This window comes from Streptomyces sp. NPDC055243, from assembly GCF_044544025.1.
GTDB lineage: Bacteria > Actinomycetota > Actinomycetes > Streptomycetales > Streptomycetaceae > Streptomyces.
This window is the reverse complement of sequence record NZ_JBITWR010000006.1, coordinates 273,265-297,463: the sequence shown is the minus strand read 5'-3', so window position 1 is coordinate 297,463 and position 24,199 is coordinate 273,265. Positions and strand designations below refer to the sequence as shown.

Annotated in this window: 22 protein-coding genes and 1 tRNA gene; 4 read left to right on the top strand and 19 right to left on the bottom strand. The window is 71.1% G+C overall.

Going from position 1 to position 24,199, the window contains the following annotated elements; genetic code table 11:
* Window positions 1-3: 3 nt before the first annotated feature.
* From ettA to ACIGXX_RS19935, 5 genes are all read right to left on the bottom strand, one after another.
* Window positions 4-1,668, bottom strand: coding sequence for an energy-dependent translational throttle protein EttA (ettA, locus tag ACIGXX_RS19955; RefSeq protein ID WP_351164537.1), 1,665 nt, complete (start codon window positions 1,666-1,668; stop codon window positions 4-6).
* 355 nt (window positions 1,669-2,023) lie between these two features.
* Window positions 2,024-3,478, bottom strand: coding sequence for a Cys-Gln thioester bond-forming surface protein (locus ACIGXX_RS19950; RefSeq protein WP_399977599.1), 1,455 nt, complete (start codon window positions 3,476-3,478; stop codon window positions 2,024-2,026).
* Window positions 3,479-3,821: 343 nt separating this feature from the next.
* Window positions 3,822-4,241 carry a single-stranded DNA-binding protein gene (locus ACIGXX_RS19945; protein WP_351164562.1) on the bottom strand — a complete coding sequence of 140 codons (420 nt, stop codon included), beginning with the start codon at window positions 4,239-4,241 and terminating at the stop codon, window positions 3,822-3,824.
* Window positions 4,242-4,420: 179 nt separating this feature from the next.
* Window positions 4,421-6,385, bottom strand: coding sequence for a GTPase (locus tag ACIGXX_RS19940; protein ID WP_399977294.1), 1,965 nt, complete (start codon window positions 6,383-6,385; stop codon window positions 4,421-4,423).
* 5 nt (window positions 6,386-6,390) lie between these two features.
* Window positions 6,391-8,097, bottom strand: coding sequence for a GTPase domain-containing protein (locus tag ACIGXX_RS19935; RefSeq protein ID WP_383826925.1), 1,707 nt, complete (start codon window positions 8,095-8,097; stop codon window positions 6,391-6,393).
* A gap of 268 nt (window positions 8,098-8,365) precedes the next feature.
* Between ACIGXX_RS19935 and ACIGXX_RS19930 the strand changes: the two genes are divergently transcribed.
* Window positions 8,366-8,438 (top strand) — tRNA-Arg (locus ACIGXX_RS19930).
* Window positions 8,439-8,703: 265 nt separating this feature from the next.
* Here the strand turns inward: ACIGXX_RS19930 and ACIGXX_RS19925 are convergent.
* The 4 genes from ACIGXX_RS19925 to ACIGXX_RS19910 all read right to left on the bottom strand — a co-directional run bounded on the left by ACIGXX_RS19925 (window position 8,704) and on the right by ACIGXX_RS19910 (window position 12,457).
* Entirely contained in the window at window positions 8,704-9,474 is a 771-nt protein-coding gene (locus ACIGXX_RS19925; RefSeq protein ID WP_351164566.1) for a glucose 1-dehydrogenase, read from the bottom strand.
* 45 nt (window positions 9,475-9,519) lie between these two features.
* A complete protein-coding gene (locus tag ACIGXX_RS19920) occupies window positions 9,520-11,061 on the bottom strand; it encodes an MFS transporter (protein WP_351164567.1) in 1,542 nt (513 codons plus the stop codon).
* A gap of 140 nt (window positions 11,062-11,201) precedes the next feature.
* Window positions 11,202-11,642, bottom strand: a complete 441-nt coding sequence (locus ACIGXX_RS19915; protein ID WP_351164568.1) for an SRPBCC domain-containing protein — start codon at window positions 11,640-11,642, stop codon at window positions 11,202-11,204.
* 44 nt (window positions 11,643-11,686) lie between these two features.
* Window positions 11,687-12,457 (bottom strand): SDR family oxidoreductase, encoded by a 771-nt coding sequence (locus tag ACIGXX_RS19910; protein WP_351164569.1) that lies wholly within the window; start codon window positions 12,455-12,457, stop codon window positions 11,687-11,689.
* A gap of 256 nt (window positions 12,458-12,713) precedes the next feature.
* On the opposite strand from ACIGXX_RS19910, the gene ACIGXX_RS19905 reads away from it, so the two are divergent.
* Window positions 12,714-13,598, top strand: coding sequence for a helix-turn-helix transcriptional regulator (locus ACIGXX_RS19905; RefSeq protein WP_351164570.1), 885 nt, complete (start codon window positions 12,714-12,716; stop codon window positions 13,596-13,598).
* Here the strand turns inward: ACIGXX_RS19905 and ACIGXX_RS19900 are convergent.
* Window positions 13,532-14,509 (bottom strand): Lrp/AsnC family transcriptional regulator, encoded by a 978-nt coding sequence (locus tag ACIGXX_RS19900; protein WP_351164803.1) that lies wholly within the window; start codon window positions 14,507-14,509, stop codon window positions 13,532-13,534. The two genes, ACIGXX_RS19905 and ACIGXX_RS19900, sit on opposite strands and share 67 nt — an antisense overlap.
* On the opposite strand from ACIGXX_RS19900, the gene ACIGXX_RS19895 reads away from it, so the two are divergent.
* Together ACIGXX_RS19895 and ACIGXX_RS19890 are read left to right on the top strand one after the other, a co-directional pair.
* Window positions 14,441-14,659, top strand: coding sequence for a hypothetical protein (locus ACIGXX_RS19895; protein WP_351164822.1), 219 nt, complete (start codon window positions 14,441-14,443; stop codon window positions 14,657-14,659). The genes ACIGXX_RS19900 and ACIGXX_RS19895 overlap by 69 nt on opposite strands.
* A 143-nt stretch (window positions 14,660-14,802) precedes the next feature.
* Window positions 14,803-15,603 carry an AfsR/SARP family transcriptional regulator gene (locus tag ACIGXX_RS19890; RefSeq protein ID WP_351164571.1) on the top strand — a complete coding sequence of 267 codons (801 nt, stop codon included), beginning with the start codon at window positions 14,803-14,805 and terminating at the stop codon, window positions 15,601-15,603.
* A 79-nt stretch (window positions 15,604-15,682) separates the two neighbouring features.
* Here ACIGXX_RS19890 and ACIGXX_RS19885 read toward each other — a convergent pair whose 3' ends face one another.
* From ACIGXX_RS19885 to ACIGXX_RS19845, 9 genes are all read right to left on the bottom strand, one after another.
* Window positions 15,683-16,405 carry an HAD family hydrolase gene (locus tag ACIGXX_RS19885; protein WP_399977286.1) on the bottom strand — a complete coding sequence of 241 codons (723 nt, stop codon included), beginning with the start codon at window positions 16,403-16,405 and terminating at the stop codon, window positions 15,683-15,685.
* Window positions 16,398-16,547 (bottom strand): hypothetical protein, encoded by a 150-nt coding sequence (locus ACIGXX_RS19880; RefSeq protein WP_351164573.1) that lies wholly within the window; start codon window positions 16,545-16,547, stop codon window positions 16,398-16,400. Before ACIGXX_RS19880 ends, ACIGXX_RS19885 begins: the two co-directional genes overlap by 8 nt.
* 62 nt (window positions 16,548-16,609) lie before the next feature.
* Entirely contained in the window at window positions 16,610-17,104 is a 495-nt protein-coding gene (locus tag ACIGXX_RS19875; RefSeq protein ID WP_399977282.1) for a cupin domain-containing protein, read from the bottom strand.
* A 109-nt stretch (window positions 17,105-17,213) separates the two neighbouring features.
* Window positions 17,214-18,899 carry a 3-hydroxyacyl-CoA dehydrogenase NAD-binding domain-containing protein gene (locus ACIGXX_RS19870; protein ID WP_361470095.1) on the bottom strand — a complete coding sequence of 562 codons (1,686 nt, stop codon included), beginning with the start codon at window positions 18,897-18,899 and terminating at the stop codon, window positions 17,214-17,216.
* A gap of 12 nt (window positions 18,900-18,911) precedes the next feature.
* Window positions 18,912-19,874, bottom strand: coding sequence for an aldo/keto reductase (locus ACIGXX_RS19865; RefSeq protein WP_351164576.1), 963 nt, complete (start codon window positions 19,872-19,874; stop codon window positions 18,912-18,914).
* A 31-nt stretch (window positions 19,875-19,905) separates the two neighbouring features.
* Window positions 19,906-21,138 (bottom strand): beta-ketoacyl-[acyl-carrier-protein] synthase family protein, encoded by a 1,233-nt coding sequence (locus ACIGXX_RS19860; protein ID WP_361470093.1) that lies wholly within the window; start codon window positions 21,136-21,138, stop codon window positions 19,906-19,908.
* Window positions 21,135-21,392: a phosphopantetheine-binding protein gene (locus ACIGXX_RS19855; protein WP_351164578.1), complete on the bottom strand. Its 258-nt coding sequence runs from the start codon at window positions 21,390-21,392 to the stop codon at window positions 21,135-21,137. Before ACIGXX_RS19855 ends, ACIGXX_RS19860 begins: the two co-directional genes overlap by 4 nt.
* A 14-nt stretch (window positions 21,393-21,406) precedes the next feature.
* Complete coding sequence (locus ACIGXX_RS19850) at window positions 21,407-22,444, bottom strand: beta-ketoacyl-ACP synthase III (RefSeq protein WP_351164579.1); 1,038 nt, start codon at window positions 22,442-22,444, stop codon at window positions 21,407-21,409.
* On the bottom strand, window positions 22,441-24,180 hold the full coding sequence (locus ACIGXX_RS19845) for an FAD-dependent monooxygenase (RefSeq protein WP_361470090.1): 1,740 nt from the start codon (window positions 24,178-24,180) through the stop codon (window positions 22,441-22,443). The genes ACIGXX_RS19850 and ACIGXX_RS19845 overlap by 4 nt, the downstream gene beginning before the upstream one ends.
* Window positions 24,181-24,199: the final 19 nt, after the last annotated feature.

The window sequence follows — 24,199 nt, the reverse complement described above, 5'->3', positions numbered from 1 at the left end:
GTCTCAGCCTCGGGTGAGCTTCTTGTAGGTGGCGCGGTGCGGACGGGCCGCGTCGGCGCCAAGACGCTCGATCTTGTTCTTCTCGTACGACTCGAAGTTGCCCTCGAACCAGTACCAGGAGGAGTCACCCTCGTAGGCGAGGATGTGCGTGGCGACCCTGTCGAGGAACCACCGGTCGTGGGAGATCACGACAGCGGCGCCCGGGAACTCCAGGAGCGCGTTCTCCAGGGAGGACAGGGTCTCGACGTCCAGGTCGTTCGTCGGTTCGTCGAGGAGGAGCAGGTTGCCGCCCTCCTTGAGGGTCAGCGCCAGGTTGAGGCGGTTGCGCTCACCACCGGAGAGCACCCCGGCCGGCTTCTGCTGGTCCGGACCCTTGAAACCGAACGCGGAGACGTACGCCCGCGAGGGCACCTCGACCTGACCGACGTTGATGTAGTCCAGCTCGTCGGAGACGACGGCCCACAGCGTCTTCTTCGGGTCGATGTTGGCGCGGCTCTGGTCGACGTAACTGATCTTGACCGTGTCGCCGACCTTGATCTTGCCGGAGTCCGGCGTCTCCAGGCCCTGGATCATCTTGAACAGCGTGGTCTTGCCCGCGCCGTTCGGACCGATGATGCCGACGATGCCGTTGCGCGGCAGCGTGAAGCTCAGGTCGTCGATGAGCACCTTGTCGCCGAAGGCCTTCGAGAGGTTCTCGACCTCGACGACGATGGAACCGAGCCGCGGGCCCGGCGGAATCTGGATCTCCTCGAAGTCCAGCTTCCGCATCTTGTCCGCCTCGGCGGCCATCTCCTCGTAGCGCGCAAGACGCGCCTTGGACTTGGCCTGACGCCCCTTGGCGTTGGACCGCACCCACTCCAGCTCTTCCTTCAAGCGCTTCGCGCGCTTGGCGTCCTTCTGCCCCTCGACCTTGAGGCGGGACTGCTTCTTCTCCAGGTAGGTGGAGTAGTTGCCCTCGTAGGCGATGGCGCGACCACGGTCGAGCTCGAGGATCCACTGCGCGACGTTGTCGAGGAAGTACCGGTCGTGGGTCACGGCGATGACGCAACCCGCGTACTTCGCGAGGTGCTGCTCCAGCCAGTTGACCGACTCGGCGTCGAGGTGGTTGGTGGGCTCGTCGAGGAGCAGCAGGTCGGGCGCCTCGATGAGGAGCTTGCAGAGCGCGACGCGGCGCTTCTCACCACCGGACAGGTTCACGACGGGCCAGTCGCCGGGCGGGCAGCCGAGCGCGTCCATGGCCTGCTCGAGCTGGGCGTCCAGGTCCCACGCGTTGGCGTGGTCCAGGTCCTCCTGCAGCTTGCCCATCTCGTCCATGAGCGCGTCGGAGTAGTCGGTCGCCATGAGCTCGGCGACCTCGTTGAAGCGCTTGAGCTTGCCCATGATCTCGGCGGCGCCGTCCTGGACGTTCTCCAGAACGGTCTTCGTCTCGTCGAGCTTCGGCTCCTGCATCAGGATGCCGACGCTGAAGCCGGGCGAGAGGAACGCGTCACCGTTGGACGGCTGCTCGAGCCCGGCCATGATCTTCAGCACCGTGGACTTACCGGCGCCGTTGGGGCCCACGACACCGATCTTGGCGCCAGGCAGGAAGCTCAGGGTGACGTCATCAAGAATCACCTTGTCGCCGTGCGCCTTGCGCGTCTTGCGCATGGTGTAGATGTACTCAGCCAAGAGAAACCGTCCGGCAATCAGTGAGTGGGCAGATACACCCCATCTTGCCTGACGGCCACCTCCCGGAGGAAACCAGTATGGCCGGGGGGCCATGAGCTGGACGTTCCTGGGCCACGACGGTGATCGACCCGTCACTGGCTGTTGTCGCCGGGCCCTCGAGCCACAGCGATCCGGGGTGCACGCTCGGTTGCGCACGCGTCCCATGCAGGCCCAGGACGGCCCGAGCTGCCTGGAAGCCGCCTGGCTCGGCCCCCTTTCGGATGGGCCTTGGGAGAGGCCGAACCTCCCGCACGGTAGGTGTGCGACTACCGTGCGGTCGCGGTCCGGTTCCGTTTCTCGACGCGTGCCTGGCGGCTCAGTCCTCGGGCGGTGTCTCCGCGCCCGCGGGGTCCTTCTTCTTGCGGAGGAAGAACATCGCCGCCGCGCCCAGGACCACCATGAGGACCGCTATCGCGGCGATCATCGGGGTGGCGCTGGAGCCGCCCGTTTCCGCGAGGTCGCCGGTGTTCGTGCCGGTGCCGCCTGCTGACGCGGGGCTCGGGTCGGCCACCGGTTCCGTCTTGTTGCCGATCGCGCTGCCCTCGGTCTGGCAGTCGAGTACGCCCTTGAAGCGCTTCTCGACGCCGTTCGGGCCCTTGATCGTGAAGTCGTAGGGCTGGTCTTCCTGGAGCGGGATCGTCACCGTCCGGGTCGTACCGGCCTCGATGGTGTGCTTGAGGCCCATGAGGCGGAAGGTGAACGGCTGGTCGCCCGGGTTGCTCGCCGTGATGTCCACGCCGCTCTTGGCGCAGTTCTTCTCCGCGGACAGCGCCGGAATCGCGCCCTCCTTGGCCCAGGTGGCGCTCGCCGTCGCGGAGACCGTGGACTCGCTGGAGCCCGCGAGGATCTGCGTCTGGCTCCGGGTCTCGGAGGCGAAGGCCCTGCCGACCGGCACCGTGGTCGACGCCTGCACGGCGAGTGCCGCCGAGCCGTCCGCGGTCTCCTTGGGTACGTCGAAGAACAGCCGGCTGCCGTTGACCGCCGAGGTGACGGGCTTGCCGTCCTTGCCGACGATCTTCACTCCGCTGGCCACGGAGTCCGCGGGCGGGGTGACGGACACGGCATCCGCGTCCGTCCGCACGGTGACCGGACCGAGCCGCTCCCCCGCACGGCCGGAGACCGCGGGCGGGTCGAGGGTCAGCGACGCCCTGGGCTCCGCCGAACCGCGGGCGCTCTTGTAGAGGTAGTCCGCGAGCTTCTCGGCCTGCGGGTCGAGGGCCTCGACGTCGGCGCCGTCCGAGTAGCGCCAGATCGCCACCTGCGTGCCGGCCGCGGCCGACTGCTCGGTCAGGGCCCGCGCGCCCGCCTTGTGGGCCAGCGCGGCAAGGTCGTTCACCTGCGGGTAGGAGTTCTGCAGGATCCAGCGGATTCTGCCCGCGTCCTTGTTGCCGTTCAGCGAAGTGCCGCTCCAGGGGGTCTCCTGGTACTTCGCGTCCTTCTGCGTGGGGTTCTGGATGTCGATGCAGTACGTCTGGAGCGTGCCGCCGCCGTCCACGGACATCTCGAAGAGCCCGGCGGGCACCTCCTGGCTCGCTCCGTTGTCACGGATGACGGCCTGGTCGTACGTCTGGAGCCCGCCCAGCGTCGCGACGGCTCCGCCCCGGTGCTGCGGAGCCTCTTCCGCCGCGGCCGGAACCGCGGTGGCTATCGCCCCCGCCGCAACGGCCCCGGTCGCCAGCGTCACCGCGGCGAGGCGCGCGGCACCCCGTCTCCGCCGGGTCGGCGCAGAGCAGGCGCGACCCCCGGACAGAGCGGAGAACGCTTCGAACACAGAACGCGCAAAAGACACAGAATTCCCCTCCGGACGGGACCCGTTCACTTCGAGGGGGGTGATCCCGCCAGCAGATTGAAAGGGGCAGAATCACCTGCCACCTGCGTGGCATCCACTACCAACTGCCCCGCTAGCTACCTTCGGCATCCTAGGGACGAGGCAGACCACGGTCCCCGGTACTGCCGTTCGATAACCGATCCGACTCGGAATCGTTATCGCCAACAACGTTTTTGAGCTGGGCTTATCGACAAATCAACGGCACCCATTCGCCGATAAGCCGCACATCGGTCGTCCTCCAGCCGACGGGGGCCGCCACCCCTCTGACGGTCCATCACCCGGCCCATCAACCCACCGGCTCGGGCTCCGGCTCGCGCGCCGGCGGCGGTTCCGTCAGTGCCGCGTTCGCCTTGAGCACGCGCCGGAAGGCCGCCGTCCCGCGCGAGAGATCGTGGCCGACGGTGATCGCGTCGATGTCCGCCGACGTCCAGTGCTGGCCACCCCGCTCCTCGTCGCGGACCTTCAACTTCCCCTGCACGATGACGGGTTCACCGATCGTCAGGGAGCCCTGCACATTCGAGCCGAGCGTCCGCCTCGCCCACACCGTGAAGAAGTTGGTGTGTCCGTCCGCCCAGACGTTCTGCACCGCGTCGTAGTACCGCGCCGTCACCGCGAGCCGGAACCGCGCCACCGGCCCGGAGGGCAACTCCCGGAACACCGGCGTCGTCGCGACGTTCCCCACCACCGTCACCAAGGTCTCGTTCATGCCGAACCCCTCCCTCGTCCACTCTCGTCCACTCCGCTTCCGCCGCCGCGGCGGTCGGTCCCGCGGCGTCGATCTCAGAGTGGACCGGGCGAGCTGATCCCGCTGAACCCTGTGGTCTACCGGGCAGTTGTGGAAAACCCCCTCACCCGAATGGGGCCTTCAGCCCACCGCATGGGCCATCAGCCCACCGCCGCCCCCGTCACCCGCACGTACTGCTCCCGCACCTCCAGGTACCGCAGCAGCTCCGCCGCCACCGGATCGAGGACCCGCGCCCGCCCGCACCCGGCCGCCGCCTCCCGCAGTCTGCGTTCCGCGTCCAGGCCGTAGCGCCGCGCGGGACCCCGTGCCGCCATCCGGCTCCCCCACTCCACGCAGGGACCGCCCACGATGCCGGCCAGCATCAGCAGCACCGGCACGCCCAGGTTCGGCACCGCGACCCCGATGATCTGCGCCACCAGCCAGAGCCCGCCCACCACTTGGAGCAGCGTCATCGCCGCCTGGGCCAGGACCGCGACCGGCCACCATCCGGGCCGCGGCGGCCTCCCCTCCGGCACCCCGACCGTCACCGTCAGCTGGTCGAGCGCCTCGGGCAACCCCTCCGCGCCGCGCACCGCCGCCTCCCGCACGGCCTGCCCCCAGGGCTGCGGCAGCCCGGAAGCGGCCTCGTCGCCCACCGTGCGCACCGCGTGCTCCACGCGCTGGCGAGCCGTGGCCTCCTCGTCCGCCAGGGCCTGCGCCACGGGCCAGCCGAAGTTCTGCGGCGCGCGCTGGGCCTCGTACCAACGCCACAGCCGCAGCCAGGGCGTGCCGCACGCCTTGCCCGCGTGGCGGCGCCAGGCCCGTTCCGCGGCCTGTCCTGCCGCCGCCGCGCCCACCGCGTCCGCGAGCCGGTCGGCGAACTCCTCGCGCGCCTCTTCGCTGAGCCCGATCCGCGTACCGCCCCGGCTCCCGTGCGACCCGGACCCGGCCGCGTACACGGGCCACAGCCGGTCGGCCGCGGCGTCCAGGTCGGCCGAGATCCGCCGGGCCGCGGCGCCCCGCTCCTTGGTGAACTGGCCCAGGGAGTCGCGGAGTTCACCGACTCCTTCGCCGGTCAGCGCGGAGAGGGAGAGCACGGTGGCACCGGGTTCGCCGTGCTCGCCGAGGGCGATGCCGTCCTCGTCGAGCAGCCGCCGCAGATCGTCGAGCACCTGGTCGGCGGCGTCGCCCGGGAGCCGGTCCACCTGGTTGAGCACGACGAAGGTGACCTCGGCGTGCCCCGCCATGGGCCGCAGATAGCGCTCGTGCAGCATCGCGTCGGCGTACTTCTCGGGGTCGACGACCCAGATGACCGCGTCGACGAGCGCGAGGATGCGGTCCACGTGCGCGCGGTGCTCCCCGACCGCCGAGTCGTGGTCGGGCAGGTCGATCAGGACCAGCCCCTCCAGGGTGCTCGTGTCGGGGCCCTGGAGCGGGCGCCTGCGCAGCCGTCCGGGGATGCCGAGCCGGTCCAGGAGCCCGGCGGCGCCGTCGGTCCAGCTGCAGCCGATGGGGGCCGCCGTGGTCGGTCTGCGAACGCCCGTCTCCGAGATCGTCACCCCGGCCAGGGCGTTGAACAGCGTCGACTTGCCGCTCCCCGTGGCGCCCGCGATGGCGACGACGGTGTGCCTGCCGGAGAGCCTGCGCCGGGTCGCGGCCTCGTCGAGGACCCGGCCCGCCTCGGCGAGCGTGGCGCTGTCGAGGCGGGTGCGGGAGAGCCCGACGAGTTCACGCAGGGCGTCGAGCCGGGCGCGCAAGGGCCCTTCGTACGCGGTCGAAACACCGGATGACGTACTGGATGACGTACCGGATGACGTACTGGACGGCGAACCGAAGGAAGTGCCGGACGAACTACCGGAAAGATCACCGGATGGCGTACTGGAGGGCCCGGACGAGGTCTCCGCCGGGGCATACGCCTCACCGCCGCTCCCCCCGCCCTGCGCCGCGCCACCGCGCGCGGAACCGCCGCGCCGCGCGATCAGCCCGTCGTCCCAGACGCCTTCGGAGCCGCCACGGGCGTCCCCGGAGGCGCGCCCGTGATCGCGCTCACTCTCACGCCCGTGGTCGCGCTCGTGCTCACGCTCGTGCTCGTGCTCATGCTCGGTGTGATCAGTGACGGCAGTCACCGCGGTCACCTCTCCTTCTGCAGTACGGACAGCGCGGCGATCAGGTCGGCCTGGGGTTCGGGGTTCACGTCGAGGGCGTCCAGGGGTGCGAGGCGTCGCTCGCGTTCGGCGTCCAGGACGTTGTCCAGGTAGGTGGAAAGCAGGCGTCCGCCGCGGTCCCGCAGCCGGAGCGCTCCGTGGGCGCCGATCCGTTCGGCGAGCGTCTCGCCGGCCGAGCGTCCGCGGTCGCCGCCGAGCAGGGCCGTGGCGAGCAGGGCGGCCACCATCTCGGGGTCGGGGACGAAGTTCTTCTCGATCCTCTCGAGGCCGCGGACCTCGTCCTCGGCGTACTCCTCCAGGACGCGCCGCCAGCGCCGTACGGCCATCCCGATGCGGTGCTCGGCGCTCTCCGCGTCCCGGTCGCGGTCGCCGAGCCCGGGGGCAGCGGCGGCGGGCTCGCGCCGCCACGCCTCGTCGATGCGCTCGTCGGCGGCCGTCACGGCACACAGCAGCAGCGCCTCCAGGCTCTCCGCCACGGCGTCCAGGAGCTCGCCCGCGCCGCAGTCCAGCGGGTAGCTGCGCCACCGCTTCAGCGCGTCTCCCGCGAGGACGGCCCCGGTCTGCAGACGATCCCGCACGCGCGCGTGCTCGTGCCCGTACGCCTCGTCGACGGCGTTCGTGAGCCGCAGTGCGGCCGCGTACTGGGTGGCGACGGCGCCCGCGAGCTCCGGCACGCGCACGTTGAGGGACTGGATGACGCCGAGTGCCGTCCGTGCGATGGCCTGCGCGCGGGCCGTGGGCTCCTGCGAGCGGTGGGTGAGCCAGGCCCGCAGCGGCGCGACGGCGGTGGACGGCAGCAGGCCGCCGCCGCCCGCGGACTCGGGCAGCTCGGGCACCGTGAAGCGCGGCACATCGCCCAGGCCCGCCTTGGCCAGCAGCGCTCCGTACTGCCGCGACACCTCGGCCACCAGCTGATGCGGGACCCGGTCGAGGACGGTGACGAGGGTGGCGTCGTGCTCCTTGGCGGTACGCAGCAGATGCCAGGGCACGGCGTCCGCGTACCGGGACGCCGTGGTCACCATGACCCAGACATCGGCCGCGGAGATCAGCTCGGCGGCGAGGATGCGGTTGTCGGAGACGAGCGAGTCGACGTCGGGGGCGTCCAGGAGGGCGAGCCCCTGCGGCAGGGTCTGCGCGGTCTCGATGCGCAGCGCGCGCTCGCCGCCGGGCCCGATCGGCAGCAGGTCGTCGCCCCCGTCGTCGTCCCGGCCGTCCCGGTCGTCCCGGCCGCCCTCGTCGTCCGACGGGTCCGGGCGGGGCACCCATACGCGCATGAGGTCGGGCAGTACGCGCATCCCGGCGAACCAGTGATGATCCTCCGGATGGCACACAAGAACCGGCGTCCGGGTCGTGGGCCGCAACACCCCCGCCTCGCTGACCTGCCGCCCGACGAGGGAGTTCACCAGGGTGGACTTGCCCGCCCCGGTGGATCCCCCGATCACGGCGAGCAGCGGCGCTTCGGGGGCCCGCAGGCGGGGCACCAAGTAGTCGTCGAGCTGGGCAAGGAGCTCGTCCCGGTTGGCACGCGCGCGTGGCGCCCCCGCCAGGGGGAGCGGAAAGCGTGCGGCGGCGACACGCTCGCGCAGGGCGGAGAGTGCGTCGAGCAGTTGAGGCCGTACGTCCAAGGTCACCACATGCGAAGAATGCCCAATTTTGACGGCTTTCTGAAGCATATGGGCACCCCTGCGCGCCGATCGGACACACGGGACGGAAGGGGCGACTGGGGCGCAGGCATAACGAGTGCACAACACCCGAGGCGTGAGACGCCAAAAGCGATGCGGGATTCGTACCTGCCTGCGATTATCAGGACCGCTTCACTGAACCTCCACATAGCGCCTCGGAGGCGAAGCACCAGGGACAAGGACCCGGGAGCCCTATCCTTGTCCCCGGCAAGGTCACGGCTCGTCCCCACCCGGGCTCCAGGCCACCGGCCACCATCCGGCCCCCGTAGCTCAGTGGATAGAGCAGGCGCCTTCTAAGCGCTTGGCCGCAGGTTCGAGTCCTGCCGGGGGCGCACAGCGCTTTTCTTGTTCGGCCCTCCCTCGGGGAGGGCCTTTTTGCGTGGGTGCGGCGTGTGGCCGGTGGGTGCCCGTGCGCCCGGCGGGCCCGGCAGGTGCGAGGCACGCTAGCGAGGGCGTCGTAGCGGTGGCGTAAGCGCGTGGTCGGGTGGAGAGCGGGGACGTAAGCGCGTGGTCGGGTGGAGAGCGGGGGCGTAAGCGCGTGGGTGGGTGAGTGCAGGCGTAAGCGCGTGTGCGGGGGGCAGCGGGGGCCCGCAGGCTTCAGCGGTTCACGTAGCCGCCGTCCACCGGCAGCACCGTGCCCGTCACGTAGGACGCCCGGTCGCTCAGGAGCCAGGCCGCCGCTTCGGCGACTTCCTCGGGGGCCGCCGTGCGTCCCTGGGGCGTCGCCGCGTGGATCACGTCCTCCAGGCCGGGGTTGCTGGCGTACCAGTCCACCGTGATCTCGCTGCGCGTCGAACCGGGGGCCACCGCGTTCACCCGGATTCCCTGCTGGGCGTACTCCTCGGCCGCGGCGCGCGTGAAGCCGATGACGGCGTGCTTGGAGGCGACGTAGGGGGCCGCCGTCGCGATGGCGACCAGGCCGCCGACGCTGCTGTTGTTCACGATCGAGCCACCGCCGCCGTTCAGCATCGCGGCGATCTCCGGGCGCAGGCAGTTCCACAGGCCCCGGACGTTGGTGTCGACGATGCGGTCGTAGACGTCGTCGCCCATGGTGTGCAGCGGCTCCGGATTTCCGCCGGTGCCCGCGTTGTTGAAGGCCCCGTCCAGCGTTCCGTGGCGCTCCACGGCGGTGTCGACCGCCCGCTGTGCGTCCTCGCTGCGCGTCATGTCCGCCACGACGTACGACGCCTTGAGGCCTTTGGCGGTCAACTCCGCCACGTTCTGGGCGAGTTTCTCCTCGCGGCGAGCGGTCAGGACCACCGCGGCGCCCTCGCGGGCGAACACCGCGGCGGCCGCCGCGCCGATGCCGCTGCTGGCCCCGGTGACCAATATGACCTTGCCCGATAGCAATCCAGCCGAATCAAACATGCGGGCCAGTCTGCCATCGGGCACGGTCGTGCGGATCTTGAACCCTCAGGAGACGCTGTCCGCGGTGGCCTCGCTGCGCTGCGGCGCGGGCTCCTGCCCGCCACGGGCGACCGTCACCTCCGGCTTGCGCTCGGCCAGCATCATGTAGATGGCCACCGACAGGAGCGCGCAGATCACGGCGCTCGCCCAGAGGACGGCCTGCCAGGCGTCCGTGAAGCCCTCGGCCACGAAGTCGAAGAAGCTGGGACGTACGTCCGCGGGCAGCTTCTCCAAGGGGCCGGTCAGGTCACCCGAGTTGACGTTGTTGGCCAGCTCACCGGACTCGCCCTTGTAGGCGGGGAACTTGTCGAGGCCGTCGTTCAGCCAGTTCTGTACGAGGTTGACGAGCGCCGAGCCGGCCGCGGCGATGGCAACGGCCTCGCTGCCCAGGCGCAGGGTGTTGAGGAACCCCGCGGCGGTGCCGGTCGCCTCGGGGGCCACCACCGTCAGGACCGCGCCGTCGACCAGGCCGAAGTTGAGGCCCAGACCGATGCCGAGGAGGATCAGCGGGCCCGCGAGCGCCCCGAGGCCGATGCCGGGTTCGAGCACGACGGCGAGCCAGGCGACGCCCAGGGTCAGACAGGCCAGGCTGAGCGCGAAGACCGAACGCGCCGACCAGCCCCACTTGACCAGGCGCCCGGCGAGCAGCGGCGTGGGCAGGATGGGCAGCGTCATCAGGAGCATCGTGCTGCCCGCGGCCTGGCTCGTCGACTTGTTGGCGACCAGCAGGTAGTTCGGCAGCAGCGGCAGCAGGATCACGAACGCGAAGGTGACGACGACGGGGATCAGGCAGAGCGCCATGAACTTGGCGTTGCGCAGCAGCTGGAGGTCGAACATCGGATGCGTCTGCCGCTTCTCCACCACGACGAAGACGGCCATCAGGAGCACGGCGCCGGCCAGGCAGCCGAGGACGCCCGCGCTCGCCCAGCCCCACTGCGGCCCCTCGACCATGCCCAGCATGAGCAGGAAGAGGCTGCCGACGAACGTGGCCGTGCCCGGCCAGTCGACCTTGGCCGCGGTCTCGCTGCGGGACTCCTGCATGAACGGTACGGCGAACAGGACGAGCAGCATCAGGGCGGCGTGCGCCCCGTAGAAGGAACGCCAGCCGAGGGTGTCCGCGAGAACACCGGCGATCATGGCGCCCAGCGCGAGTCCTGCGCCCGTGGCGATACCGACGGCGGCGAACACCCGGGTACGGGCCGCGCCTTCGAAGCTCGTGGCGAGGATGGAGCTGCCGCTGGTGAGGAGCCCGGCGGCGCCGATTCCGGCCACCGCGCGCGCCAGGTCGAGCACGTAGATGTCGGTCGCCAGCGCGCTGACGAGCGATGCCACGGTGAACAGCACGGCACCGATGGCGAACACGCGGCGCCTGCCGAGCAGGTCGGCCAGGGCTCCGCAGGCCAGCATGAAGCTGGCGAAGGTCAAGTTGTAGGCGTGCACGACCCATTGCAGGGCATCAAGGGATGCGTCCGTGTCCAGGCCGATGTGCGGCAGCGCCACACCCGAGCCGGTCACGGAGGTCGGCAGGATCAGCAGGGTCAACAACACTGCGATCATTGTCACTTGGGGGCTGGGCCCCCGGCTTCGCCCACCTGAACGGGAAGACAACGTGTGCGCTCCTTAGTCGCATGCCGCGGCTCGTCGGCCGATGGCCGTCCGCGTGCCGCTGTGAACTGCCTGCGTGTGCTTTACGCGATCGATTCGGCGCGCACCTTGAGTGCCGCGTTCATGAGCATGAAGCCCTCTTCGATCCGCCACACCATGCCGCCGGCGAAGGGCATGGTCAGGCCGCCGAAGTCCTCCCGCTGACGCAGGAGAACCCCGCCGCTCTCGCCCTTCTCGAGCAGGAACTCGTGCCGCGCCCGGAAGACGTTGGGGTGCCGGATGATGCCGGACCACTGGAGCTGGCGGTTCTTCTCGACCACGGTGACCGTGGGCTTGTGGACCTCTTCCTCGGACTTCTTGGGGCGCTGCATCCGCAGGCTCAGTTCCTGGCCCACCTCGGCCTTGCCGCGCGCCTCGATGATGAAGGGGTTCCAGTCGCGGTACCGGTCGAAATCGACGACGACGTCCCACACCACGTCGAACGGCGCGTCGATGCTCACGGAGGTCTCTATGCTGCGACGCATTCCACAACCCTTGTGTAGTAGATGAGTTCGGGGATGACGGGCGGTCAGGCGGGGATGGAGTTGGCGACGCCGCCGTCTACCAGCAGGTCGACTCCGTTGACGTAGGAAGCGGCGTCAGAAGCGAGAAACGCGACGGCGGACGCGACCTCCTCGGGGGTGCCGATCCGCTTGAGCACCACGTCCTGGCGGCTCGCCTCGCGGGCCTCCTCGGTGGGGACGGACTCGCGGAACATGTCGGTGTCGATGTAGCCGGGGCTGATGGCGTTGACCCTGATGCCGCGGTCGGAGAGGTCGCTGGCGAGGGTCTTGGCCAGGTTGGCCGCGGCGGCCTTGGCGGCGGCGTACAGCGAGCCGATGGCCAGGCCCTTGTGGTGGGTCCACGACGCGTTGATGACGATCGAGCCGCCGTCGGTGAGCAGCGGGAGCGCGTGCTTGACGGTGAAGAAGACGCCCTTGAAGTTGGCGTCCACCACACTGTCGAAGTCCTCCTCGGTGAACTCCTCGATCCGCTTGAAGACGCCGATCCCGGCGTTGGCGAACACCACGTCGATCCGCTCGAAGCGCTCGCGCACCTCGTCCATGAGCCGGTCGAGGTCGGCCGGCCTGGAGACGTCGGCGGGCAGCGCGAGCAGCCGGTCACCCGCGTCCAGACGCTCGGCGGCGCCCTTGAGGCGGTCCTCGCTGCGCCCGGTGATGACCACCTTCGCGCCCTCGTCGAGAAGGAGCCTGGCGGTCGCGAATCCCATGCCGGTGGCGCCGCCGGTGATGAGGGCGACCTTGCCGTCGAAACGGGCCGATTCAGAAGTGCTCTGCATATTGAAATCCCCAGCCATTGAATTGATATGAGCTCCACGAAGGCGTGATCGACGCGACGTGGGAAGTCCGGGACAGTGGGCTGATCACGCTTCTGCGGAAGGGCAGCCTGCGTGCAGTCGGCCTGCGGAGGGGCAGCTTCTTCGCTGCGGGTGCCTCGACGGGAGAAGAGTCCCCGTACGAGGCAGGTTCGTGCTCACGTGGAGCATCATGCTCGCTATTGCCGAGACATGAGTAGAGCCAACTTATGGTGGTGTTATGACCACCACCCACACCACAGCCGTCCGTGCGGTTCAGGCCAGGCCGCGACGGGAGGACCTGCGTGACTTCCTGCGCACGCGCCGCGCCAGGGTGATGCCCGAGGACGTCGGCCTCCCCGGCCGCGGCCTGCGGCGGACCCCTGGCCTGCGCCGCGAGGAGGTGGCCACGCTCGCCGGTATCGGCGTCTCCTGGTACACCTGGCTCGAACAGGGACGGGTCATCAAGGTCTCGGACTCCGTCGTCGAGTCGATCAGCCGCGTCCTGAGCCTCGACTCCGCCGAACGCGGTTACTTCTACCGCCTGGTGGGGCTCAACCCGCCGCCCGCGGTGGCGGCGGCGGACACGGCTCCCATGCCCGAGCTCGAACGGCTCATGGACTCATGGTCGCCGTATCCCGCCTACGTCCTCGACCGCTGGTGGAACTACGTCCTGACCAACTCCTCGGCGCAGGCGGTGTTCGGCGTGCCGCGCCGTGGTCAGAACTGCCTGGTCCTGTTCTTCACCGAGCCGAGATACCGGCACTTCTTCACCAACTGGTCCACCCTCGCGCCTCAGGTCGTGGCCGACTTCCGGAGCGCCGCGGCGTCGTTTCCCGATGACGCGCGATTCACCGCGATTCAGCGCGGGCTTTACGAAAGGAGTCCGGAATTCGCGCAATTGTGGGATCAGCACGAAGTGCGTGCGGAATCGAACGGCACGAAGGCGGTGGTCCATCCGGTCATGGGCGAGATGACATTTGATCACCTCGTCATGCATCCTTCGACACGGCAGGACCTGCGGGTCTCCGTGCATTTGCCGCGCGACAGTGAGGCGCGTCACAAACTGGAGCGGCTCCTTTCCCCTTCGGATTCCGCATCCTTGATCACGGAGCCGCGCTTGTAGGCATGCGTGATGAGTTCACAGGAGAAATCCGCGATGTGCGGAATACTCCCCAACTCCTCGCCGAAGAAGCGGTAGAGGTCGGCCTCGTGCGCCACCGCGACCTCCAGGATCAGGTTGTGCGTCCCGGTGATCGCCGCGCAGTAGCGCACCTGCGGGCAGGCGGCCAGGGCCGACCCGACGGAGTCCAGGCCGGCCGGGCTGACCTTGAGGCAGATCTGGGCCTGCACGGGCAGCCCGAGCAGCGCGGGTTCGATCTCGGTGCGCAGGCTCAGGATGCCGCGCGCCAGCAGGGAGTTGACCCGGCGGCCCGCGGTCGCCACGGAGAACCCGAGCTCGCCGGCCATGTCGGTGAGGCTGATCCGCGCGTTCCTGATCAGCGCCGCCGCGACGCGGTGATCGGTGGTGGTCAGCTCGTACCGGTCCTCGAGCGGCGAGATGAGCCGCACCGCACCCGCCCGCAGGGCGCGTTCCTCGGCCGCCGTGAGGACGGGCGCGTGCCACTCGGCGACCGTGGTGAACGTCCGCAGCGTGGTGCCGACATGGAACTTCTCGACCGTGGTGACGTCGGGTATCCCGTCCGTCATCAGGGTGTGAAGTCCGCCACCTCCGGCGACCACGACCTCGCACCACAGGACGTCGCTTCGACCGCTGACCGCGACGACGCGCCTTATGTCCGGGCACTGCGCGAGGGTACGGGCGGCCCGCTCCACGCAGCCCCTCTCCACTTCGAGGCGGAGCTGGACCGCGCTCCCCAGGCCGCTGCGCGCCGGGTCGAAGAGTGCCGTCGGATGAATCACCCGCCAGGCCACGAGGCGTTGGATTCGCCTGGCCACGGTGCGTTCGTGCTCGCCGAGGGCTCTTCCGATTTCACCGCTTCCGGCGCGCGGGTTCAGTTGCAGAGCGGCGACCACACGGCTGTCGGCGGCATCGAGAGTGTCGGAATTTTTCATCACTGCGGGATCATCGCAAGTTCCCGACAGTTTTGCCTGGTCATGTTGTCTGAACTCACCGCTGTGGTGCAGGATTCATTCACGTACTGGCACCGCTGTGCTCGTACGTGACAGAGACTCAGGGGGAATCGCGCATCGGCCAACGCTGCGGGTGGGGGCATGTCGATGGAGCCATGCACTCAGGAAGCGGTCGGTGCGCGCTCTCTTTTTTTACCAAAAACAAACCGCCATCGCGGTTTATTCGGGAGGACTCGATGGAGTTCCGCACACTCGGAAACCTGGCCCTTCTCGTCGACCGACGCGACATCACCCCGACCGCTCCCAAGCAGCGCCAGGCTCTGGCGCTGATCACGCTGCGGGCCGGTCAACGCGTCAGCATGCCCACGCTCATCGACGAGATCTGGGGAGGCGTCGCGCCGCGCACCGCGATGACGGCGCTGCAGACGTACGTGGGCCTGATCCGCCGCGCCATGGCCGAGGCCACCGGCAGCACGGTCAAGGACGTGGCGGCGGAGCGCCTCATCACGGACGGGAACAGCTATCTGCTCAACGTCGGCGACGGCGAGTGGGACAAGCCCGTGTTCGAACGGCTCGTCCAGGACAGCAGGGAGGCCTTCGCCCGCGATGACGCGGCCGAGGCCGAACGCCTGCTGCGCCAGGGCCTCACGCAGTGGCACGGGCGGCCGCTGGCCAACGTACGGACCGGCAGGCTCCTGACGCCGCACGTCCAGCGGCTGGTCGAACTGCACCTGGGCGCACGGACCCTGCTGGTCGACGCGATGCTGCGGATGGGGCGCACCCAGGAAGCCGTCGAGGAGGCGCGGGAGCTGGTGACCGAGCACCCCTACCACGAGCACGTGCACGCGCAACTCATGCGGGCGCTGTACTCCTCGGGGCGCAGGGTCGGGGCGCTGGAGGTCTACCAGCAGCTGAGGAACCGGATGAAGGACAGCCTGGGCATCTCCCCGTCCCCCACCATCAACACCCTGCACCACGTGCTGCTGCAGGACGAGCCGGACGAGCAGTTCCTGGCCCTGTCGGGAGTCGCGTCCTGAGCCGGGTGGAACCGATGCCGTGTACGCGTGTGGGGGGTGCCGCGACAGCGGCACCCCCCACACACATCGGCACGTCGGCTCAGACCGGCACGCCCGGCAGTCTGCTGCCGCCCGCCTCGGCGACGTACGCGGCGAGCACGGTGTCGTCGCCCACGGCCACCGGGTGGCCCACGGCCTTCAGCAGGGACAGGTCCGACGCGTGATCGCCGTAGGCGGACGCCTCGGAGGGGGCCAGGCCCCGTTCCGCCAGGAGCTTCAGGGCCGCGTTGGCCTTCTCGTCGCCGATCATCGGGGTCTCCAGGTGCCCCGAATAGTGGCCGTCCGCACGCTCCGGTTCGCTGCACAGCAGCAGGTCCGCGCCCAGGAGTTCACGGACCGGCTCCAGACAGGGTGCGAAGGAGCCGGAGACGAGGACGGTGAGCGCGCCCGCCGCGCGGTGCCGTTCCAGGGCGGCCACCGCGGGAGCGTGCAGCGCGCCGCCGCCCGCCAGTTCGCCGGCGAACCACTCGCGGCCGTGCCGCATCACTTCCTCCACCGGCTGTCCGGCGTAGTGGCGGTAGTAGTCGCGGTTGGTCTCGGAGCGTGTGACTCCGGCGGCGGCCCTGGCCCGCAGGTCCGCCTCGGCCTGCCGGTACCGCTCCGGCGGCAGGCCCCTGGCCGCGAAGTGGTGGGCGAGGAAACGGAACATGCTCTTGAAGGTGAGCAGGGTCTCGTCCACGTCGAAGAAGGCCGCCGCGATGGGGGCGCTGCCCTTGGCCACCCCTTCCCCGCCCCTCCCGGTCTTGACCGGCCTCTCAGGCATGACCGGCCTCGCCCTCGAACGCGAGGAACGTCACGGTCCGCGGCAGCAGCGTGCCGACCAGGGCGAGCGGGCCGCGGGCCGTGCCGGCCACCGGCGGGGGCTGATGCCCGGCGGGCGGTGTCGGATGCACGGCGGCGAGCATGAGAGAGGTCCATTCCTCGAGGAACGCGGGGGGCCGCGGGGGCTTTTCGGGCTGCTGCGGGCTCACTTCGACGTGTCGCAGCCCGGGTCGGGCGCCGGGGTCGAGAAGCCCGCGCCTTCCGGAAGCACGTCGGTGATGTAGAGGACCACCGGTTCGGTGCCCTTGTTGACGCCGTAGTGAACCTCTTCGGGGCCGGTGGGCTCGACCAGCGCGTCGCCGGGCCTGATGACGCGGGCCTTGCAGTCGGAGCCGTTGTAGCGGGTCAGCGTCCCGGACTTGATGACCGCGATCTCCTCGCCCTGGTGGTAGTGCCAGCCCGTGTTGGCGCCCGGCGGGATGACGGCCTTGCGGAAGACGAGGTGGCGCGGCCCGTCCGCGTTCACCTTGAAGGGCAGCTCGGACCGGCCCTCGGAGAGGGTCTCGCTGGTGATCGGGCCGGGGTCGGCCGTACCGGACGTGGTGGCGTTGGCGACCCCGCCGGCGGTGAAGCACAGGGCCGCGGCGAGGACGCCGTAACCGAGCTTGCGCCGACGGGGGGTCAGGAAGGAGCGGGACATGTGGTGTCGCCTTTCGGTGGTCGGATGTCGCTGGACGCCGCCGGGAGTCACTGGGTCTCCCGGGTGCGGTGGAGCTGGTGAGCGCCGTACGGGTGGATTGCGGGGCGGCTCAGGCCGCGGCGGGCCGTTCCTGGGCGGTCAGATACGCGCGTACGCCGCGCCCCGAGCTCTTGCGTCCCAGGAAGCCGTCGGCCACGAGCTGTTCGAGGAGGCGTACGGGAGCCAGTTCGGGCCTGCCCGTGTCCTCGTGGAGGCGGCGCTGGACCTCCAGGGCCACATCGGCGCCGACCGTGTCCAGGAGCCGGGTGGGCCCGAGCGGCTGCTGTCCGACGGACTTCATGACGGAGTCGAGGAGAGCAGGCCGCACCCCGTCCGCGCCCAGCAGCCCCAGGGCGTCGTTCAGATAGGGGAAGAGCAGCGCGTTGACGAGGAAGCCGGTACGGTCCGCGCACTCCACCGGGACCTTGCCCAGACGGTCGAGGACGGCGCGCGCCTTGTGCAGCGCGGCGTCCCCGGTGTGCTTGCCGTGGACCAGTTCCACCAGCCGCATGGCGGGCGGCGGGTTGAAGAAGTGCAGTCCGAGGACGTCCTGCGGGCGGCCTGTGGCCTCCGCGACGGCGTGCACGGGGAGGCTGGAGGTGGTCGTGGCGAGCAGGGTCCCCGGCCGGCACACCCGGTCGAGGTCGGCGAACAGGGCCCGCTTGACCGCCAGGTCCTCGACGACGGCCTCCACCACGAGATCCGCGTCCGCGGCCCGCGCCAGGTCGGTGGTCCCGGTCCAGCGGGCGAGCGCATCCGCGAGGCCCTCGGGGCCGGTGCCGGAGCGCTGGAGGCCGAACTCGACGGCTTCGCGGGCGTCTTCCGCCTTCCGCTCGGTGCGGGCCACCAGCAGGACGCGGTGGCCGGCGCGCAGGAACACCTCCGCGATGCCGGTGGCCATCGTGCCCGAGCCGATCACGGCGACGGTGTCGACGCCCGGGGCGGCGGCCCGGGGCGGCCGATCTGCCGGTGCCGCCGGTTCGGCGACGAGGGGGGCCGGGTCGTAGCGGTCGCCCAGGCGCTGGTGCAGCCCCTCCAGGATGTCGCGGGCCGTGCGGTGGCCGATGGCGTCCAGGATTCGCAGGGGGCCCTCGTCCCAGCCGCAGCCCAGGCGCAGCGCCGTGTCGAGGGACTCCCGGTCGGCGTAGCCGTCGTGGTAGGTCCAGGCCGCCTGGTTCAGGATGCCGAACAGGAGGGCGGGTGCGAGGGACCCCGGGCGGTCGGGCACCGCGTGCGGGGTGATGCCCATGCCCTGCAGGAGCTCCGTGACGCGGGCCGCGGTGGCGTCCGACGTGTGCGGGGCCCTGGCCAGCTCGGCGGTGTCGAGACGGTCGGCGCGGACGAACCGCAGGGCGAGCAGCTCGGCCCCTTCCGGGTCCGCCAGTTCGGCCACCGGTGTGGTGAGCGCCGTGGTCACCACGGGGGCGCCGGTGTAGAGGGCCAGGGCCCGCAGGACGGCACGCTTACGGGCCTCGGGCTCCGGCAGCGCTTCGAAGACCACCTCTGCCGCGGCGGTCGCCGAGAGGTCGTCGGTGACGGTGAGCAGGTCGGAGGGGGTCGCGGCTCGGGCGCGTGCGGCGGCCCGGGCGTCCGGCTCGACCCCGGTCGTGCGGATGCCCGCCGCGACGAGGCGGCGGACCAGCTCGGTGCCGGTGGCGCCGAGCCCGACGACGGCGGCGGAGGCGGGCGCCGGACCGGGGGCGGGCGCAGGGCCGGGGTCGGGTGCCCGGCCGGGGTCGGAAGGTGTCGCTGCCATGACGTACGCCCCTCAGTACCGGCTGCCGACGGGCGCGGGCACCCGGTCGAGCTCGGCCACGTCGTCCACGGTCAGCTTCAGCGACGCGGCCCCGATGTTCTCGGCCAGGTAGCGCGGGTTCTTGGTGCCCGGGATCGGGAGGACGTGCTCCCCCTGGGCCAGCGTCCAGGCGATGGCCACCTGCGCGGGAGTCGCCCCGTGCCGGGCGGCGATGTCGCGTACGGTCTCCACGATGCGCAGGTTGGCGGTGAACGCCTCGTCGGCGAACCGGGGGTTGCTCGCCCTGAAGTCGCCGTCCTCGAAGGCGGGCGAGGCGAACGCCCCGGTCAGGAATCCCCGGCCGAGCGGGGCGAACGGCACGAACGCCGCTCCGTGGTCGGCGCACCATCCGACCATGTCCGCGCCGGGGGCCAGCGCGTCACGCGTCCACAGCGACAGCTCGGACTGGACGGCCGACACGGGGTGGAGGCGGTGGGCGGTCTCCGCCTGCCGCACGGTCGCCTCGGAGAGGCCGATGCGGCGCACCTTGCCCTCGCGCACGAGCTCGGCGAGCTGGCCCCAGGACTCCTCGAGCGGGACCTGCGGGTCCACGCGGTGCAGGTAGTACAGGTCCAGGGTCTCCCTGCGCAGGCGGCGCAGGGATGCCTCGACGGACTCCTTGATGTGGCGGGGCGAGCCGTCCCGGCTCAGGGCCCGGGTGGCCAGGTCGTCCACGACGATGCCGACCTTGGTGGCCACGACCACGTCGTCCGCGCGTCCCTCCAGGGCGCGTCCGACGAGGGATTCGTTGTGGCCGTCGCCGTACGCGTCGGCGGTGTCCAGGTGGGTGACGCCCGCGTCGACGGCCTGGCGGATCACGGCGACGGACTGCTCGTCGTCGCGCCGGGACTCGGCGTACCCCCAGCTCATCCCCATGCAGCCGAGGCCGATCGCCCCGACGACCGGTCCCCCGTCGGCGAGTTGACGTGTCTTCACTGATGCTCCTGTCCGGTGGTTGCGTGGGTGTTCAGGGCGTGGTCAGGACGAGGGCGGCGTTGTGCCCGCCGAATCCCAGGGAGGTGCTGACCGCCACCTCCAGCGGCGCGTGCCGGGCCGTGCCGGTGACCACGTCGATGTCGATCTCCGGGTCGAGTTCCGTCACGTTGGCCGTCGGCGGGACGACGCCGTGCCGCAGGGCGAGCGCCGTGTAGGCGGTCTCGACGGCTCCGGCGGCCGCCAGGGTGTGGCCGGTGACGCCCTTGGTCGAGGTGACCGCCGGGCCGTGGCCGAGCACCCGGCGCAGGGCGCGCGCCTCGGTCAGGTCGTTCAGCGGCGTCGACGTGCCGTGGGCGTTGACGTGGTCGACGTCGGCCGGGGTGACACCGGCGTCGGCGAGCGCGGTGCGCAACGCCCTTTCGAGACCGGCGCCTTGGGGGTCAGGGGCGGTTGCGTGATGGGCGTCCGACGACGCGCCGAATCCGACGATCCGCGCGTATCCGCGCCGGCCCCTGGCCCTGGCGTCCCGCTCGCGTTCCAGGACGAGCACCGCGGCCCCCTCGCCGGCGACGAAGCCGTCCCGGTCCGCGGCGAAGGGCCGGGACGCGGCGCCCGGATCGCCCCTGCGGCCGGACAGCGCGCCCATCCGGGACAGGCCGGTCATGGTGGCCGGGCTGATCGCGGATTCCGTGCCGCCGGCCAGCACGACGTCGCACAGGCCCGCGTCGAGCCACTGCCGCGCGGTGCCGACGGCGGAGGCGCCCGAGGCGCAGGCCGTGGCCGTGACCAGGCTCGGGCCGTGGACGCGCTGGTCCATGGCGACGTATCCGGCCACCATGTTGACCATGCCCATGGGGATCATCAGGGGCGACACGTCCTCGGGTGCGCCGTCGTAGTAGACGCGGTGCTGCTGCTCGAACGTCGCGGTCCCGCCCAGGGAGTTGCCAAGGACCACACCGACCCTGGCCGCGTCCCAGCTCGCGGAGTCGAGCCCCGCGTCGGCGACCGCCTGCCGGGCGGCGACCAGGGCGAGCTGCACGAAGCGGTCCAGCTTCCATGCCGTACGCCTGCCGAGCAGGTCGTTGGCGTCGAAGTCGGGCACCCGGCAGGAGAAGTCGACTTCCATGCCGTGCAGCAGGGGGTCGGGCGCGGCGGCGGAGACGCCGGAGCTGACGCGTTTCCAGTTCTCCTCGACGCCGGAGCCTGCCGGGGTGACCAGGCCGATTCCGGTGATCGCTACGGTGCTCGCGGAGGTGCCGCTCACACCCGGGGGCCCTTGGCCTCGATGACCGCCACCGCGTCGTCGAGGGTGAACGAGGACTTCAGTTCGCCCTCCTCCAGCACGATGCCTATTTCCTTGCGCAGGATCAGGCCGAGTTCGACGAGGATGAGCGAGTCGATGTCGAGCTCCTCGAAGGAGGCCCCGGAGAGCACCTCGTCCGCGGGCAGTCCGAACTTCTCGGTCAGGATGGTCACCAGCAGGCTCTTGATCTTCTGCGTCTCGGTCGCCGTGGTCATGGCTGTTCCTCTCGTCATGCGTCGATGTGGGTGGGTACGGTGGCCAGCTCCGGCCAGATGAGGGCCGTGGACCCCCAGGTGAGTCCCCCGCCGAAGCCGGTCAGGAGCGTTCGGTGCCCCGGCCTGAGCTCGCCGGAGGCCATCGCGTCGGCGAGCGCGAGCGGGATGGAACCCGCCACGGTGTTGCCGACCCGGTCGAGGTTGACGACGATCTGGCTCTCGTCCAGGCCCAGTTGTTCGCCCACCGCGCGCAGGATGCGCACGTTCGCCTGGTGCGCGACCACCCGGTCGGGCCCTTCGCCCGCCCAGCCGATCCGGCCGATGAGTTCCTGCGCGGACTTGCTCATGTTCAGGACCGCTTCGGTGAACACGGCGCGGCCCTCCATCGAGAACCACTGGTCGCCCTCGGGCGCCGCGAGCCCGGTGGAGCGCTGGCGGGAGCCGCCGGCCCGCACGGTGATCATCTCGGCGCCCGCGCCGTCGCTGCCCAGGTCGAACCCGAGCAGCGCGCCCGGTTCACCGGCCTCCCCCCTGCGCAGCACCACCGCGCCCGCGCCGTCGCCGAAGATGGCGCGCGTGGTGCGGTCGTGCGGGTCGAGGATCGTGGAGAACGTGTCCGCTCCGATGACCAGGGCACGGCGGGCCGTCCCCGCGCTCAGCATCGAGGCCGCGGCCGCGAGGGCGTAGACGAAGCCGGTGCAGACCGCGGAGACGTCGAAGGCGGCCACGCCGCCCAGGCCGAGCCGCTGGGCCACCAGGGGCGCGGTGGCCGGGCAGGGGTGGTCGGGGGTGCTGGTGGCGAGCACGACCAGGTCGATCGCGTCCGCCGCCGTGCCGTCCTGCGCGCGGGCCGACTCCAGTGCCCTGCGCCCCGCCTCCACCGCCAGGTCGGATGTGGCGTCGCCGGGTTTGATGACGTGCCGCCTGCTGATGCCCGTCCGCGTGCGGATCCACTCGTCCGAGGTGTCGAGCTGGGCGGCGAGTTCGTCGTTGGACACGACGGTCTCCGGCAGCGAGCCACCGAGTCCGCAGACCACGGCCGCGGTGGTCATGAGGCGGCCTTGGCGGGAGCGGAGCCCTTGGCGGCCTTGTCCGCCGGTGGCGTCACGGTCGCCGCCGCACCGGCCCCCAGCTCCGTGACCGTCTCGCTCCCGACCCGCGCGGTGCGGGGCAGCGTGCCGAGCATGACGCGCGTGCGGCGCAGGGCCATCCGCAGCTCGGCGGGGTCGAGTTCGGTGATCGCGGCGATGTGGCCGTCGGGGCGGACGAGCACCGCGCGCGGCTCCTTGCCGAGCAGCGGGGCGAAGCCCGGCCACGCGGAGATGTCGCGTACCGGGAAGGTGTCCGGCAGGGAGGCGCGCAGGGCGGCACACCGCTTGACCCAGGCGTCGTCCTGCCGCTCGCCCGCCCACAGCAGGACCGTGGGCCGCTCGGCGTCGACGGAGGGCCAACGCCCCTCACCCGCGGGAGAGTCGTCCTCCAGCCCGGCGTGCTTGCTGAAGACCGGGAGCCGGTCGCCCGCGCGGACGGCCCGGGTGAGTCCGGGCATCGTCTGCCAGAGCGAGTCGGCGTTCCGGTAGGTGACGTCGTGCTGGGCCATGAGGGGAGCGCCGAACCGCTGCAGTACGCCGGTGCGCCTGGCCGCCCGTATCAGCGTGTCCCGGACGGCGACCTCCTTGCGCCCCTTGAACAGTCCCCAGCTCGTCTGCTTGGCGGTGGTGAGGACGACCCGCTCGGCGGCCATGCGCCGCTCGGAGTCGTAGGTGTCGAGGATGCCCGGCTCCAGCGTGCCGCGGACGACGCCCGCCAGCTTCCAGCCGAGGTTCACGGCGTCCTGGATACCGGTGTTCATGCCCTGTGCGCCCGCCGCGCTGAAGATGTGCCCTGCGTCGCCCGCGAGGAAGATGCGGCCGTCGCGCAGGGTCTCCGCGACCCGGCGCCGCGCGCGGAAGATCGTGGTCCACTTCAGCGGCCCGATCAGGCCGGGGCGCGGCGCGCGCTCGTCCATGACGCGCTGGAAGAGGTCGCGCGGCGGCGCGTGCTCCTCGGTCCAGCCGGGGACGCTGACGGCGAGCCGGAACTGGCCGTCGCCGAACGGCGCGAGGCCGAGTGCGCCACCACGGGTGTAGCAGTAGAGCAGTTCGTTGCCGTGCAGGTCTCCTTCGATCGGGCCGTCGCCGATCGCGAAGAGGACGTCCTCACCGCTGCCGAGGAACTCGATCCCGGCCAGGCGGCGCACGGCGCTGTGCGCGCCGTCCGCGCCGATGATCCAGTCCGCCTCGATCTGCTCGGTGCGTCCGTCGGTCCACTCCACTTCGGCGACGGGCCGCCGGCCGGTGTTGTCGAGCCCCGTCACCGTGCCCTGCTCGACCTGCCCGCCGAGCTTGATGAGCCGGTCGCGGACCACGTCCTCCGTGCGGTCCTGGGGGATGACGAGCCCGAACGGGTAGGGGGTGTCCCGCAGTCGGCTCATCTCGATGGCTCCGAGTGGCCGCTTCTGCGAGTAGTACGTCACGGCGTCCAGCCGGTTGCCCGCCTCGGCGAGCGGTTCGGCGGCGCCGATGCGGCTGAGCAGTTCGAGGCTGCGCGGCCACACCACGATGGCGCGGGAGTGCAGCGAGGAGCCGGCCGGGGTGCCGTCGATGATCCTCACCGGCACGCCCTGGCTGAGGAGTTCGCAGGCCAGGACCAGGCCGACCGGGCCGGCTCCCACGACCAGTACGGGCCGCTCGCCCCCGGAGGTCTCACGCGGGGAAATCGTCATCCTGACGCCTTTCGTCTTGCTCATGGACGGAGCTCGTCTCTGT